Below are 14,579 nucleotides of genomic sequence, written 5' to 3' on the forward strand. Positions count from 1 at the left end.
CGACCACCGCAAGCTGGGCGCCGAGCTGGATCTGTTCTCCTTCCCTGACGAGCTGGGCTCCGGCCTGCCGGTGTTCCACCCCAAGGGCGGCATCATCAAGCGCGAGATGGAAGACTACGTGCGCGACCGCCACGTGGAAGAAGGCTTCCAGTACGTGGGCACCCCGCACATCTCCAAGGACGGGCTGTTCCACACCTCGGGCCACCTGCCGTACTACGCGGACACCATGTTCCCGGCGCTGCACATCGATGAAGAGCGCGACGAAGACGGCAACATCACCAAGCAGGGCCAGGAATACCGCCTGAAGGCCATGAACTGCCCGATGCACAACCTGATCTTCCGCGGCCGCGGACGCTCCTATCGCGAACTGCCGCTGCGCCTGTTCGAGTTCGGCCACGTCTACCGCTACGAGAAGTCCGGCGTGGTCCACGGCCTGACCCGCGTGCGCGGTTTCGCCCAGGACGACTCGCACTCCTACGTCACCAAGGAGCAGGCCCCGGCCGAGGTCGAGCACCTGCTGAACTTCATGCTGTCCCTGCTCAAGGACTTCGGCCTGGACGACTTCTACCTGGAGCTGTCCACCCGCGATCCGGAGTCGGACAAGTTCATCGGCTCCGACGAGCAGTGGGAGGAAGCCACCGCGGTGCTGGAGCGCGTGGCCACCGAAACCGGCGTCGAGCTGGTCGCCGACCCGGGCGGCGCGGCGTTCTACGGCCCGAAGATCTCGGTCCAGGCCAAGGACGCCATCGGCCGCACCTGGCAGATGGGCACCGTGCAGTACGACTTCAACCAGCCGGCGCGGTTCGGCCTGGAGTACACCACGCCCGGTGGGGCCAAGGAACAGCCGGTGATGATCCACTCGGCGAAGTTCGGCTCGATCGAGCGCTTCCTCGGTGTGCTGGTCGAGCACTACGCGGGTGCCTTCCCTCCGTGGCTCGCGCCGGTCCAGGTCGAGGCCATCCCGGTGGCCGAGGCCTTCGCCGACTACCTCTTCGAGGTGGCCGGGCAGCTCAAGAAGAAGGGCATCCGGGTCGAGGTCGACGACTCCGACGACCGCTTCCAGAAGAAGATCCGCAACGCGCAGCTGCAGAAGATCCCCTTCATGCTCATCGCCGGTGGCGAGGACGTGGAGAAGGGCGCTGTCAGCTTCCGCTACCGCGACGGGCGCCAGGAGAACGGCATCCCGGTCGACGAGGCGATCGCCCGGATCGTCGAGGCCGTGGAGTCGCACGCTCAGGTCTGACCCACAACTGCGACACGCGTCGCAGACACCTCTATACACGCGACGGCTGTCGCACTAACCTGGTTGGTGCGACAGCCGTCGCATGTTCGAGGAAGGTGAGTGAGATGACCGCAGTTCCGACCAGCTCCCCCCGTCAGAGCAGGCAAGCCCGCCAGGGCCGACAGTCGTACTACGACACGCTCCACACGCTCTCGCAGGCGTCGGTGGACCAGCACTTCGACGCGTTCAAGGACATCGACTGGGACGGCGCCGACCTCACCGTCAGCGACGGCGACCCGCGCTGGATCCTCACCGACGCCGACTCGATCGGCCGTCACCCCTGGTACAAGGCGCTGTCGACCGAACGCCAGATCGAGGTCGGGCGCTACCGCCTCGCCCAGATCGCGAAGGTCGGCCTCCAGTTCGAGCAGGTCCTGATCGCCGGCGTGATGCACCGCTTGGTCTGGATGGAGGACGCCAACCCGGAGTTCCGCTACGCCACCCACGAGGTGACCGAGGAGACCCACCACACCCAGATGTTCCAGGAGCTGGTCAACCGGATCCACCCCGGGGTGGCCGGCGCGCCGCGGGTGTTCAAGATCCTGTTCCCCTTCATGGCGGCCGCCGGGGGCTACTTCCCCGAGGCGTTCTTCGTCGGCATCCTGGCCGGCGAGGAGCCGATCGACCACCTGCAGAAGTCCGTGATGCGGGCCGGTGGCACCCACCCGCTGGCCGACCGGATCATGCAGATCCACATCGCCGAGGAGGCCCGCCACATCGGGTTCGCCCACCAGTACCTCCAGCAGCACGTGCCCGAGCTCGGCCCGGTGCGCCGCCAGCTGCTCGCCCTGATCTACCCGGTGATCATGCGACGCCTGTGCGACGTCATCATGAGGCCCAGCGAGCAGGCCTGCCGCGACATGGGGATGCCGGCCGAGGTCGCCCGCGAGATCTGGTGGGAGAGCCCCGAGGGGCGCAAGGAGCTGCGCGACATGTTCACCGACGTGCGGATGCTCGCTGACTCCCTCGGCCTGCGCACCCCGGTCAGCAAGCTGGTCTGGCGGGCACTGCGGATCGACGGCCGGCCCGCCCGGTTCCGGGGCCAGCCCGCCTCGGCGACGCACTGACCGGCGGCCGTCGTGCCCCACGTCGTCGTCGGGTCCTGCTGCGCCGACGCCTCCTGCGTCCTGGCCTGCCCGGTCAACTGCATCCACCCAGCACCGGGGGAGCCCGGCTTCGCCGAGGCCGAGATGGTGTACGTCGATCCCGCCACCTGCGTCGACTGCGGGGCGTGCACCACCGCCTGCCCGGCCGACGCGATCGTGCCGCACACCACGCTGCGGGCCGAGCAGCGTCGGTTCCTGGCGCTCAACGCCGAGTACTTCGAGGTCTTCGGGCACGCCGACCGCACGCCCCTGGCTCAGGTCCCGCCGCAGCGTCGGCTGCGCAGCCGGGGCCCGTTCCGGGTGGCGGTGATCGGGGCCGGCCCGGCCGGGATGTACACCGCCGACGCCTTGCTGACCCACCCCGAGATCGCCGTCGACGTCTATGACCGGCTGCCGACGCCGTACGGCCTGGTGCGCTTCGGCGTCGCCCCGGACCACCAGCAGACCAAGCAGGTCGCCGACCTGTTCGCCGACATCGAGTCCCTGCCCGGCTTCCGCTACCTGCTCAACGTCGAGGTCGGAACCCACGTCGACCACGACGCCCTGCGGGCCGGGTACGACGCGGTGATCTACACCGTCGGTGCCGCCTCGGACCGCCCGTTGGGGATCGCGGGGGAGGAGCTGGCCGGCTCGCTGTCGGCCACCGACTTCGTCGGCTGGTACAACGGCCACCCCGACAAGCAGGACCTTGCCGTCGAGGTCGACACCGAGCGGGCCGTCGTGATCGGCAACGGCAACGTCGCCCTCGACGTCGCCCGGATCCTCAGCCTGGACCCCGACCTGCTCGCCGACACCGACATCGCCGCCCTCCCGCTGGAACGACTGCGCCGCAGCCAGGTCCGCGAGGTAGTCGTGCTGGGCCGGCGCGGCCCGTCCCAGGCCGCGTTCACCGTACCCGAGCTGATCGGCCTGAGCGGCCTCGCCGAGGCCGGTGGGATCAACGTCGTGGTCGACACCGGCGGGCTGCCGATCGAGGGCACCGGCACCAAGGCCCGGCTGCTGCGCGAGCTCGCCGAACGCCGCCCGACCCCGGGTCGGCGCACCATCGTGCTGCGCTTCGGGGTCTCGCCGCTGGCCCTGCACGGCGACGAGCAGGGCCGTCTCACCAGCCTCAGCCTGCGCCGCAACGAGGTCGTCACCGACGCCGACGGACGCACTCGCGCGGTGCCCACCGACGAGGTCGAGGAGCTCGCCACCGGCCTGGTGCTGCGCGCGGTGGGCTACCGCGGACTGCCGATCCCGGGACTGGGCTACGACCCCGTGAGCGGTAGCGTTCCTCACACGGAGGGACGGGTGGAGCCGGGCGTCTACGTCGCCGGCTGGGCCAAGCGAGGCCCGAGCGGCTTCATCGGCACCAACAAGACCGACGCGGAGGAGACGGTGGAGACGTTGCTCGACGACCTGGATGCGGGAGTGCTGCGGCGCCCTGGGGGGAGCGACCCCGCGATCGCCGTACGGCGGGCGCAACCGGCCCACGTAGACCTGGCCGGCTGGCGGGCGATCGACGCCGAGGAGCGTCGCCGTGGTGCCCTGCAGGGTCGGGTCCGGGTCAAGATCGTCGACGTCGAGGAGGCCGTCCGGGTGGCGGCCACCGCACCACGACGCAGCTGGCGTGAGCGGCTGGTGCCTCATGGCCGCTGAGCGCACCCCGAGCACGCCCCGTGACGGTCGCCAGACCCGCTGGGACAGCCACAAGGTCGAGCGCCGCCGTCAGATCATCGAGGCGGCCCTGGAGATCGCCCAGGAGAACGACCCGGGCACCGAGATCCACGTCCAGGAGATCGCCGAGCGCGCCGGGCTCTCCCGCACCGTCGTCTACCGGCACTTCGCCGACCGGGCCGACCTCGACCGCGCCGTCCAGGCCGAGATCCTGGAGCAGGTCTGGAACCTGCTCCTGCCCCAGATCTCGCTGCACGGCACCGTGCCCGAGATCATCACCCGGGTGATCTCGGCCTACGTGCAGTGGGCCGTGGACCATCCGGCCCTGCACCGCCTGGCCGACCACGACCTGGCGCGCGACCCCGGCCAGGAGTCGGGGCCGCTGGAGGCGGGACTGGACCGGATCGCCGAGCGGATCTCGGGGCTGCTGATGCTGGCCCTGCCGAGCGTGGGCGACCACGTCGACGAGGCGGAGATGGCGGCCCTGATCGATCCGCTGGTCTACGGCGTCGTGGGTGCGGCGTTCTCCTCGGTGCGACGCTGGATCTCCCGGCCGGTCCGGGTCGCGACCGCCGAGCAGGTCACCGGACTGGTCAGTGAGTCGATCTGGTTCGTCATCCAGGGACACGCCGGACTCTTCGGGGTCGATCTCACCAGGCAGACCCGAGCGGAGGATCTGGTCGCGCGCGTTGTCGCCACCGGTAGCCTGCCTACGTGAGCGAGCAGACCGGACCACTGCACCAGGACGGGATCGGGGAGCCCGACCAACTCGAACGGCTCTGGACGCCGTACCGGATGGCCTACATCCGCGGCGAGTCCCGACCCGCCGACCACACCGCGGAGCAGTGCCCGTTCTGTCGGATCCCGTCGCTGCCCGACGCCGACGGCCTGATCGTGCGCCGCGGTGACCTTGCGTTCGTCGTGCTCAACCTCTTCCCGTACTCCCCGGGCCACCTGATGGTCTGCCCTTACCGCCACATCCCGGGGTACGTCGACACCACCGACGACGAGGCCGTCGAGATCGCCCAGCTGACCAAGAAGGCGATCCGGGTGATCGGAGCCGTCTCGGGCGCTCCCGGGTTCAACATCGGGATGAACCAGGGCGAGGCCGGCGGCGCCGGGATCGCGGCCCACCTGCACCAGCACGTGGTGCCGCGCTGGATCGGCGACCAGAACTTCATGCCGATCATCGGGCGCACCAGGACGCTGCCCGAGCTGCTCGGCGACACCCGCCGGATGCTGGCCGAGGCCTGGACCACGACGCCGTGAGCGCCGTCCGTCCCAGCGACGCCGACATCGAGCTCGCCTCCGACCTGGTCCGCAGCGCCGGACGCCTGGCCGCCCGGATGCGGGCCGCCGGTGTCACGACCGACACCAAGACCTCGATCTCAGACGTCGTCACCGAGGCCGACCACGCCGCCGAGGCACTGGTCACCGAGCGGCTCGTCGCCGAGCGCCCCGAGGATGGGATCCTGGGGGAGGAGGGCACCGCCCGGGACTCGGCCAGCGGACGCCGCTGGATCATCGACCCGGTCGACGGCACCTACAACTTCGTCAGCGGCCTGACCTGGTGGTGCTCGGCACTGGCCCTGGTCGACGGCGACGACCTGCTGCTGGGAGCGATCTACCACCCCTACGAGGACGTGCTCTTCCTCGGCGGTCCGGGCCTGGCCTCGACCCGCAACGGTGAGCCGATCGTGGCGCCGCCCGACCGGCCGCTGGCCGAGTCCTGCTTGACCACCTACCTGCACCCGACCTACTACGGCGGGGCTGTGGGTGAGGCCTACACCCGGGTCGTCACCGGCGCCGCCACCCAGCGGATGCTCGGCAGCGGCTCGATGGACATGACCGCCGTCGCCCAGGGGCATCTGCACCTGTTCTGCCAGCACTCGGTGCCGCTGTGGGACCGGCTGCCGGGCCAGGCCGTCGTGCTCGGTGCGGGCGGTGCGGCACGTCAGGTGGAGGCTGCCGGGCAGGTCTGGACACTGATCGGCGCGCCGACGGCAGTGGCCGAAGCGGCATCCGCGCTCGATCGGGACTAGCCTGAGGCCACCATGTTGGACAGGTTCAAGGCGTTCTGGCAGGGCGTCGTTCTCGCCCCGATCATCAACCTCCTCATCAGGCTCAAGGTGAGCCCCGACGTCGTCACGTTCGTCGGGACCGTCGGCGTCGCCGTCGGTGCCCTCGCCTTCTACCCGCACGGGCATCTGTTCTGGGGCACGATCTTCATCACGTGCTTCGTCTTCAGTGACCTCGTCGACGGCGCGATGGCACGCAAGACGGGGCGCACCCCGGGGGCCTCGCTCTTCGGTCAGTTCTGGGACTCGACCCTGGACCGGATCGGCGACGGCGCCATCTTCGCGGGCCTGGCGCTCTACTTCGCCGGCCCCGGCGACTCGACCCTCTACCTGTGGCTGTCGCTGATCTGCCTGGTGATGGGTGCGGTGACGTCGTACGCCCGGGCGAAGGCCGAGTCGATCGGACTCAAGGCCGAGGTCGGCATCGCCGAGCGCTCCGACCGGCTGGTCGCGATCCTGGTGATGACCGGTCTGGGCGACCTGTTCAACTTCATGTTCCTGTGCAAGCTCACCCTCTGGGCCCTGGCGATCGCCTCCACGATCACCGTCTGCCAGCGGGTCTGGGTGGTTCGCAAGCAGGCTCTCGCGGTCGACCGCTGAGACCCGGCGTCGGGACCCTCCGGGGCGGGCCTAGGCTTCGCCCTATGCTGGAGAACACTGACACAGTTGTGGGGACCTCGCGGGTCAAGCGGGGGATGGCGGAGATGCTCAAGGGCGGCGTCATCATGGACGTCGTCACCCCGGAGCAGGCCAAGATCGCCGAGGACGCCGGCGCTGTCGCGGTGATGGCGCTGGAGCGCGTTCCGGCCGACATCCGCGCCCAGGGTGGCGTGAGCCGGATGAGCGACCCGGACATGATCGACGGCATCATCGAGGCGGTCTCGATCCCGGTGATGGCCAAGGCCCGGATCGGGCACTTCGCCGAGGCGCAGATCCTGCAGTCCCTCGGCGTGGACTACATCGACGAGTCCGAGGTGCTGACCCCGGCCGACTACGAGAACCACATCGACAAGTTCACCTTCACGGTGCCGTTCGTGTGTGGCGCGACCAACCTGGGTGAGGCGCTGCGCCGGATCACCGAAGGCGCGGCGATGATCCGCTCCAAGGGCGAGGCCGGTACCGGCGACGTCTCCAACGCCGTGACGCACATGCGCACCATCCGCAAGCAGATCCGCCACCTGGGCGCCCTGTCCAAGGACGAGCTCTTCGTCGCGGCCAAGGAGCTCCAGGCCCCCTACGAGCTCGTCGTCGAGGTCGCCGAGTCCGGCAAGCTCCCCGTCGTGCTCTTCACCGCCGGTGGCATCGCGACCCCGGCCGACGCGGCGATGATGATGCAGCTCGGTGCCGAGGGCGTCTTCGTCGGGTCCGGGATCTTCAAGTCCGGCAACCCCGAGCAGCGGGCCGCGGCGATCGTGAAGGCCACCACCTTCTACGACGACGCCGACGTCGTGGCCAAGGTCTCCCGTGGCCTGGGCGAGGCGATGGTCGGCATCAACGTCGACGAGCCCGCGCGCTCGATCCAGTTCGCCGAGCGCGGCTGGTGAACCGCTGATCACCCCGTCGGGTCCTCCGATCAGTCAGATCTGGTGGCCCGATGGGGTGATCTCCGGCGTCATGACGTCCTGACGGGGTGACGATGGCGACGGCGGCGCCCTTGCGACCGCCCTCGTCCCTCGAGAGGAAACGTCATGGCTCCCACCCGTCACCGGCAGCCACAGCGCCGCCGGTTCGTCCCCCTGCTGTGGATCAGCGGCGCCGCGGCGGCGACCGTCCTCGTCCTCGGCGTCAACGGCACCCTGTCGTCGTGGACCAGTGCCCTGATCACCAACGACACCGACACCGCCGGGGCCGGCAACGCCGTCGCCCTCTCCGAGACCGACGGCACGCACACCTGTACGACGGCCAGCAGCACCACCAACGCAGTGACCTGCTCCACGATCAACAAGTACGGCGGCAACCTGGCGATGACGCCGGGCACCGCCAGCACCGTCGACGTCACCTTCACCAACACCGGCAACGGCGCGGCGACGAAGTTCGGCTACAAGCCGGGCACCTGCACCAACACCACCGGAACCCTGTGCGCCAGCGGGAGTCTGACGGTCGCGGTGTCGTCCTCGCCCGGGACGACGTACGCCGCCGGCAGCGCGATCGCCGCCCTGGGACAGAGTGCCGTCGCTCCCGGCTCGCTGGCTGACACCACCGGCGCCTCGGTGAGCGTCGCGGCCGGGGGCAGCCTCACCTGTCGGTTCGTCACCACCCTGATCTCGACGGCACCGGCCACCGACGCCGGGGCCAGCATCTCCCAGCCGATCCTCTGGACGCTGGCGGCCTGAGGCGACGGGCATGCGCCGGGGTGATCCGGGACCGTGGATCGGCGGCGCCGTCGCCGCCCTCACCCTGGTCCTCGCCCTGGGCATGTCCGGCACGCTCTCGACGTGGACGACGGCAACGGTCTCCAACACCCTCAGCCGCGCTGGGGCCGCCACCGTCGCCCTCACCCACGCCTACAGCGGCGGGCCCTGCGTCGGCGGTGTCGGGGTCAGCACCCTGACCTGCCCGCCCACCCTGGGCACCGCTGCCTCACCGCCGACGACGGTGAGCGACACCATCACCAACAACGGCACCGCCGCGCTCACCCAGAGCGTCACCGGCGTCAGCTGCGGGGTCGTCCAGCTCGCCAACACGGCCTCGGCCGCCGACCCGCTGCTGCCGCGCAACGCTGTCGCCTTCGCCCGCACGGATCCCTGGGGCGGCGCCTCCGCGCTCACCCTGAGCGGCTCGGGCTATGCCACCGACCCGGTCGGCACCACCGGCACGGGACTGCTCGGCCTGCTGCAGTCCAGCTTCAGCATTGGGGTCTGGTTCAAGGCCGCCGACGCCCAGGGCGGTGGCCTCCTCAGCCTGTCGGCGAGTCCCGCCAACGGCACCGGCACCGGTGCCGGGGCGAATCCGGCGTTGTGGCTGGACTCCTCGGGGAAGGTGAACGCGTCGGTCTCGACCACCGGGTCGCGAGCCCTGATCACCAGCTCGGGGACCTACTCCTCGGGCTGGCACTTCGCGGTCCTCACGGTGACCTCGGTGCTGGTGATCGCCTCGGTGACGCTCTATGTCGACGGGGTCGCCCAGGGCACCTCGGGCGGGCTGACCCTGGCGACCTCGGTGAGTGGCTACTGGCACCTGGGCTGGGCCGACTTCACCGGCCAGTCCGCCGGCGTCGTGCCGACCTCGACGTCCTTCCACGGCTCGCTCTCGGGTGCCTTCGTGGTGGGCAGCACGGCCCTGAGCAGCGCCCAGGTCACCACCCTGAACGGCAGCGCCAGTGCCGCAGCCTTCCAGAGCACTGTCACCGCCCAGGGTGCCTCGTCGCTGTGGATGCTGGGCGACACCGGCACCACCACGACCTCGGCGACCCTGCCCACGACCATGACCGCCCCGTGCGGTCAGGTCCAGATCGGGCTGGTCTTCGCGACCCCGGCCGCCACCGTCGCGACCATGTCGCTGGCCTCCTTCGCCAACGGCTCCGCCCGCGCCGTCGCGGCGCCGGCGGTGGGCCAGAGCCAGACCCTCACCCTCACGCTGACCAAGGCCAGCGGCTACAGCACCGACGTCGCCGGGCTGCACCTCTACGTCCCGCTCTCCTTCGCCTACACGTCCTCGCCGGGGACGGGCTGGACCCAGACGCTGCGGTGGGTCGGCGACCCGGCGGAGGTGTTCTGGGCATGATCCGGCGAGTCCTCGGGTGGGGTGCGGTCGCGGTGCTGGTCGGGTTCGTCCTGTTCGCCGTGGGGTGGCGCCTCGACGGCGGCCGCTGGGTGCGGGTGGAGACGCCCTCGATGGGCACCGTCGCCCCGGTCGGCACCCTGCTGTGGGTCACACCGGTAGACGCCGCGACCCTGCGGCCGGGGGACTTCATTACCTTCCATCCGCCGGGCTCCACCGCCACCTACAGCCACCGGGTGGAGAGCGTCGGAGCCGACGGCACCCTGACCACCCGGGGCGTCCTGACCGCCGTCGACCCGTGGCGGATCAGCCCCGCCGACGTCGTCGGCGAGGTTCGGATGCGCTGGCCGGGGATGGGCTGGGCGGTCGCAGGGGCCCCGCTCCTGCTGGTCGGGGGCTGCGTGGTGATGGCGGTCCGGGCCCTGCTCGCCCGGCGCTGGCGCACCCCGGTCACGCTGGTGCTCGCTGCGGTGGTGCTGGCCGTGACCCTGATCTGGCTGCAGCCACTGATCGGCGCCCAGCGCCTCGCCTTCGCGGCCGACCCCGCCGGAGGTGCGACGGCGTCGTACGTCGGCACCGGGCTGCTCCCGGTGCGCCTGCACGCCCTGGGGGGAGCCTCGGTGGTGCTCCATCCGGGGGAGGTCGGCAGCGTGCATGTCCCGCGCACGGACGGCGAGGCCTACCGGGTCCGGCTGAGCGCCGGGCTGCCGCGCTGGTGGTGGCTGGTCCTGGTGCTGGTCTGCTTCGTCCCGGCCCTGTCCCGGCTGCTGGTCGGGTCCGAGGGTGAGATACCGTCGCCGCGTGTCGAATCCCGTCATCGGAGTCCTGGCGCTGCAAGGTGACGTGCGCGAGCACCGAGCCGCCCTGGAGAGCCACGGCGTCCAGACCCTGGCGGTGCGCCGCCCCGAGGAGCTCAGCCGGTGTCACGGCCTGGTGCTGCCGGGCGGGGAGTCGACCACGATGAGCAAGCTGGCGCGGATCTTCGACCTGCTCGACCCGCTGCGCGCGGCCGCCGCGGACGGGCTGCCGATGTTCGGCACCTGCGCGGGCATGATCCTGCTCGCCGACCGGATCGTCGACGGGATCGAGGGCCAGGAGACGATCGGCGGCCTGGACCTGACGGTGCGGCGCAACGCCTTCGGCCGCCAGAGCGACTCCTTCGAGACCGATCTGCCCGTCGTCGGGATCGACGGGACGGTGCGGGCGGTCTTCATCAGGGCGCCGTGGGTCGAGGAGGTCGGCCCCTCGGTCGAGGTCCTCGCCGAGGTGTCAGGGCACCCCGTCGCCGTACGGCAGGATCGGCTGATGGCCACGTCGTTCCATCCCGAGGTGGACAGCGACGGTCGGGTTCACGGCCTCTTCATCGAGATGATCCGCGCGGCCGACTGAAGCAGCACGATCCCGGCCAGGGCGATCCCGGACCAGACCGCCGCTGTCAGCACCCGCCCGACGGAGAGGTCGAGCAGGAAGAGTCCGTGGGCCAGGGACGGGATCGCCAGGATGCCGACCACCGCAGCGGCGACGGTGGCGACCAGGCCGAGCTTCCAGCCGCTCAACGGCCGCGCCGAGGCCAGCAGCACCCACATCGCCGAGACCAGCACGATCAGGGTCGCTGTGGTGCGGGCACCGGCGACACCGCTGCCGGGAGCGTCGATCCGGGTGTACCAGTAGCCGCCGTAGGTGCACAGTCCCACCACGATCCCGGTCGGGATCGCGAACCAGAGCACGCGACGCAGGAAGCCCGGCAGGTAGCGCCGGGTGTTGGGTCCCAGCGCCAGGAAGAACGCCGGGATGCCGATGGTGGCATCCGAGATCAGGGAGAGCTGGATCGGCTCCAGGGGATAGGCCGCGACGGTGAGGGCGCTGATCAGCGCGAGCACCACCGAGTAGGCGTTCTTCACCAGGAAGAGCCCCGCAGCGCGCTCGATGTTCGCCATCACCCGGCGGCCCTCGGCGACCACGTCGGGCAGGTGGGAGAACCGGCCGTCCAGCAGCACGATCTGGGCGACGGCCCGGGTCGCGGGGGAGCCGTTGACCATCGCGACCCCGATGTCGGCGTCCTTGAGCGCGAGCGCGTCGTTGACCCCGTCGCCGGTCATCGCGACCACGTGGCCGCGGGACTGGAGCGCGGCGACGAAGGCTCTCTTCTGGTACGGCGTCACGCGGCCGAACACGCTGTGGGTCTCGATCTGATCGGCGAGCTCGGCAGGATCCTCCGACAGGGTCCGGGCATCGACGGCGTCGTCGGGGCCACTGACCCCGGGCACGCCGAGCTTGGCCGCCACGGCCCCGACGGTGCGGGGGTTGTCTCCGGAGATCACCTTGAGTCCGACGCCCTGGTCGGTGAAGTAGCGCAGTGTCTCGGCGGCGTCCTCGCGCAGGTTCTCGGCCAGCACCACCAGTGCCTGCGGGTGCAGGTCGGGCGGGAGGATCGCCTCCCCGCTGGCGGGGCGCTGTGGGGGCTGGGCCGACGAGGCCAGCATCAGCACCCGGCTCCCGGCCGAGGCGAGGGCGTCGGCACGCTCCCGGGCGGTGTGCTGCGCCGCGGTGGTCGGGGTGGGGAGCACCATCTCGGGGGCGCCGAAGACCCAACTGCCGTGGTCGGCGGCGGTCATCGCCGACCACTTCCGGGCCGAGGAGAAGGGCACCTCGTCGACGGCGGTCCAGGTGCCGCGCTCGACGGCGGCGGCGACGGCGGTCGCGGTGGCGTTGCCGTCCTCGTCGTCGACCAGCATGCCCAGTGCCGACCTGACCTCGGCCTCGTCGCCGCCGAGCACCTCCAGGTGGTCGAAGACCATGTCGCCGTGGGTCAGGGTGCCGGTCTTGTCCAGGCAGACCACGTCGACCCGGGCCAGCCCCTCGATCGCGGGCAGCTCCTGGACCAGGGTCTGGCGGCGGGCCAGGGCCACGGTCGCGAGCATGAAGGCGAGGCTGGTGAGCAGCACCAGCCCCTCGGGGACCATCCCGACCAGGGCGGCCACCGAGCCGGTGATGGCGTCGGCCCAGCCGTGGTTGTCGGCGCTGTGGAACTGGCTCCACAGCAGGATCGGGCCGACCACCAGCATCATCACCGAGATCCAGCGCATCAGCCGGGTGGTGCCCTCCATCAGCTCCGAGCGGGTGACGGTGAAGCGCCGCGCCTCGGCGGCCATCCGGGCGGCGTAGGCCTCGTCGCCGACGGCGTCGGCCTGCATCAGGCCGCCCCCGGCGATCACGATCGAGCCGGACCTGACCGGATCGCCCTCGACCTTGGCGACCGGGTCGGACTCGCCGGTGAGCAGCGACTCGTCGATCTCCAGCCCGTCGGAGACCAGCACGGTGCCGTCGGCCACGACCTGGTCACCGCTGCGCAGCTCCAGGGTCTCGTCGGCCACCACCTGCTCGGCAGGGATCTCCTGTACGACGCCCTCGCGCAGCACCCGGGCATGCGGGGCGTTGAGCACCGCGAGCCGGTCCAGGGTCCGCTTGGCGCGGACCTCCTGGACGATGCCGATCGCGGCGTTGGCGGCGACGACACCGCCGAAGAGGGCGTTCTGCCAGCGGCCGGTGGCCAGCACGATCAGGAAGAGCGTGAACAGCAAGCCGTTGAAGAAGGTGAAGACGTTGGCCCGCACGATCTCGCCGTACGTGCGACTCGTGCGGGTGTCGACCGCATTGGTCCGTCCTGCTTCGACCCGGGACCGGACCTCGGCTGCGCTGAGTCCTGTGTGCTGTGCGTTCGACGCGGCTGCCACCCCTCGACCCTAGCGGTGCCTTCGTGCAGAAAGTCGTACCGACGGTAAGATCTGTCGGCGCACGCCGAGATCGCGAACGAGGACAACGAGGGACTTATGTCTGGCCACTCCAAATGGGCAACCACCAAGCACAAGAAGGCCGCGATCGACGCCAAGCGCGGCAAGCTCTGGGCGAAGCTGATCAAGAACATCGAGATCGCCGCCAAGATGGGTGGTCCTGACCCGTCGGGCAACCCGACGCTCTTCGACGCCATCCAGAAGGCGAAGAAGACCTCGGTGCCGAAGGACAACATCGACCGCGCGGTCAAGCGTGGCGGTGGCGTGGGTGGCGAGGCCGTCAACTACGACACGATCATGTACGAGGTCTACGGCCCGGCCGGCGTCGCGCTGCTGGTCGAGTGTCTGACCGACAACAAGAACCGTGCCGCGATGGAGGTCCGCACCGCGGTCACCCGCAACGGCGGCACGATGGCCGACCCCGGCTCGGTCTCGCGCCTGTTCAACCGCAAGGGCATCGTCGTGCTGAGCAAGGCTCAGGAGACCACGACCGTCGACGAGGACACCGTGCTCGAGGCGACCCTCGACGCCGGTGCCGAGGAGGTCAACGACCTCGGCGAGGCCTGGCAGGTGCTCTCCGAGGCCACCGACATGGTGGCGGTCCGCAAGGCGCTGCAGGACGCCGGCCTCGACTACGAGTCGGCCGACGTCGAGTTCGTCGCGTCCATGGACATCCCGGTCGCCGACGCGACCACCGCCACCAAGGTCATGAAGCTGGTCGACGCGGTCGACGACCTCGACGACGTGCAGAACGTGTTCTCCAATGCCGACATCCCCGACGAGGTCCTGGAGGAGCTCGACGCCTGACGGGTCGCGCCGGTCGTCCCGCAAAGGGTCACGCGTGACTGTTTGCGGGCTGGGTGACGGTTGCAGGGGTCACCTTTGGTGCAAACCGTCACCCGGCGCGCGCGGTCGCCGCAAAAGGTCACGCGTGACGGTTTGC

14 protein-coding genes are annotated in these 14,579 nt (G+C 70.6%); 13 read left to right on the plus strand and 1 reads right to left on the minus strand.

The window, feature by feature from the left end:
• From thrS to pdxT, 12 genes are all read left to right on the plus strand, one after another.
• Positions 1 to 1,243 (plus strand): threonine--tRNA ligase (thrS, locus tag Q1V88_RS06185; RefSeq protein WP_300679347.1); only part of this gene is annotated, 1,243 nt, incomplete at its 5' end.
• A 104-nt stretch (positions 1,244 to 1,347) separates the two neighbouring features.
• Positions 1,348 to 2,349, plus strand: a complete 1,002-nt coding sequence (locus Q1V88_RS06190) for a diiron oxygenase (protein WP_300679350.1) — start codon at positions 1,348 to 1,350, stop codon at positions 2,347 to 2,349.
• A gap of 12 nt (positions 2,350 to 2,361) precedes the next feature.
• The gene (locus Q1V88_RS06195; protein WP_300679352.1) at positions 2,362 to 4,029 is read left to right on the plus strand and encodes an FAD-dependent oxidoreductase; all 1,668 of its coding nucleotides are present in this window, start codon (positions 2,362 to 2,364) and stop codon (positions 4,027 to 4,029) included.
• Positions 4,019 to 4,765 carry a TetR/AcrR family transcriptional regulator gene (locus tag Q1V88_RS06200; protein ID WP_300679354.1) on the plus strand — a complete coding sequence of 249 codons (747 nt, stop codon included), beginning with the start codon at positions 4,019 to 4,021 and terminating at the stop codon, positions 4,763 to 4,765. Before Q1V88_RS06195 ends, Q1V88_RS06200 begins: the two co-directional genes overlap by 11 nt.
• Entirely contained in the window at positions 4,762 to 5,316 is a 555-nt protein-coding gene (locus Q1V88_RS06205; protein WP_300679355.1) for an HIT domain-containing protein, read from the plus strand. Before Q1V88_RS06200 ends, Q1V88_RS06205 begins: the two co-directional genes overlap by 4 nt.
• Entirely contained in the window at positions 5,313 to 6,089 is a 777-nt protein-coding gene (locus Q1V88_RS06210) for an inositol monophosphatase (protein ID WP_300679358.1), read from the plus strand. Before Q1V88_RS06205 ends, Q1V88_RS06210 begins: the two co-directional genes overlap by 4 nt.
• A gap of 12 nt (positions 6,090 to 6,101) precedes the next feature.
• A complete protein-coding gene (gene pgsA / locus Q1V88_RS06215) occupies positions 6,102 to 6,725 on the plus strand; it encodes a phosphatidylinositol phosphate synthase (RefSeq protein WP_300679361.1) in 624 nt (207 codons plus the stop codon).
• Positions 6,726 to 6,769: 44 nt separating this feature from the next.
• Positions 6,770 to 7,669: a pyridoxal 5'-phosphate synthase lyase subunit PdxS gene (gene pdxS / locus Q1V88_RS06220; protein ID WP_300679364.1), complete on the plus strand. Its 900-nt coding sequence runs from the start codon at positions 6,770 to 6,772 to the stop codon at positions 7,667 to 7,669.
• Between the two features lie 144 nt (positions 7,670 to 7,813).
• On the plus strand, positions 7,814 to 8,458 hold the full coding sequence (locus Q1V88_RS06225) for a hypothetical protein (protein WP_300679365.1): 645 nt from the start codon (positions 7,814 to 7,816) through the stop codon (positions 8,456 to 8,458).
• A 10-nt stretch (positions 8,459 to 8,468) separates the two neighbouring features.
• Positions 8,469 to 9,848: a hypothetical protein gene (locus Q1V88_RS06230; RefSeq protein ID WP_300679368.1), complete on the plus strand. Its 1,380-nt coding sequence runs from the start codon at positions 8,469 to 8,471 to the stop codon at positions 9,846 to 9,848.
• Entirely contained in the window at positions 9,845 to 10,687 is an 843-nt protein-coding gene (locus Q1V88_RS06235; RefSeq protein ID WP_300679370.1) for a S24/S26 family peptidase, read from the plus strand. Before Q1V88_RS06230 ends, Q1V88_RS06235 begins: the two co-directional genes overlap by 4 nt.
• Positions 10,647 to 11,234 (plus strand): pyridoxal 5'-phosphate synthase glutaminase subunit PdxT, encoded by a 588-nt coding sequence (gene pdxT, locus Q1V88_RS06240; protein WP_300679372.1) that lies wholly within the window; start codon positions 10,647 to 10,649, stop codon positions 11,232 to 11,234. Before Q1V88_RS06235 ends, pdxT begins: the two co-directional genes overlap by 41 nt.
• Here pdxT and Q1V88_RS06245 read toward each other — a convergent pair.
• Entirely contained in the window at positions 11,195 to 13,579 is a 2,385-nt protein-coding gene (locus Q1V88_RS06245) for an HAD-IC family P-type ATPase (protein ID WP_300679375.1), read from the minus strand. The two genes, pdxT and Q1V88_RS06245, sit on opposite strands and share 40 nt — an antisense overlap.
• A 96-nt stretch (positions 13,580 to 13,675) precedes the next feature.
• Between Q1V88_RS06245 and Q1V88_RS06250 the strand changes: the two genes are divergently transcribed.
• A complete protein-coding gene (locus tag Q1V88_RS06250) occupies positions 13,676 to 14,443 on the plus strand; it encodes a YebC/PmpR family DNA-binding transcriptional regulator (RefSeq protein ID WP_300679378.1) in 768 nt (255 codons plus the stop codon).
• Positions 14,444 to 14,579: the final 136 nt, after the last annotated feature.

The organism is Nocardioides sp. (assembly GCF_030150155.1).
GTDB lineage: Bacteria > Actinomycetota > Actinomycetes > Propionibacteriales > Nocardioidaceae > Nocardioides.

Excerpts from the sequence above, each read along its gene's own strand:
- Q1V88_RS06190 (WP_300679350.1), top strand. The coding sequence starts at position 1,348 with ATGACCGCAGTTCCGACCAGCTCCCCCCGTCAGAGCAGGCAAGCCCGC.
- Q1V88_RS06200 (WP_300679354.1), top strand. The coding sequence starts at position 4,019 with ATGGCCGCTGAGCGCACCCCGAGCACGCCCCGTGACGGTCGCCAGACC.
- pgsA (WP_300679361.1), top strand. The coding sequence starts at position 6,102 with ATGTTGGACAGGTTCAAGGCGTTCTGGCAGGGCGTCGTTCTCGCCCCG.
- pdxS (WP_300679364.1), top strand. The coding sequence starts at position 6,770 with ATGCTGGAGAACACTGACACAGTTGTGGGGACCTCGCGGGTCAAGCGG.
- Q1V88_RS06225 (WP_300679365.1), top strand. The coding sequence starts at position 7,814 with ATGGCTCCCACCCGTCACCGGCAGCCACAGCGCCGCCGGTTCGTCCCC.
- Q1V88_RS06230 (WP_300679368.1), top strand. The coding sequence starts at position 8,469 with ATGCGCCGGGGTGATCCGGGACCGTGGATCGGCGGCGCCGTCGCCGCC.
- Q1V88_RS06235 (WP_300679370.1), top strand. The coding sequence starts at position 9,845 with ATGATCCGGCGAGTCCTCGGGTGGGGTGCGGTCGCGGTGCTGGTCGGG.
- Q1V88_RS06250 (WP_300679378.1), top strand. The coding sequence starts at position 13,676 with ATGTCTGGCCACTCCAAATGGGCAACCACCAAGCACAAGAAGGCCGCG.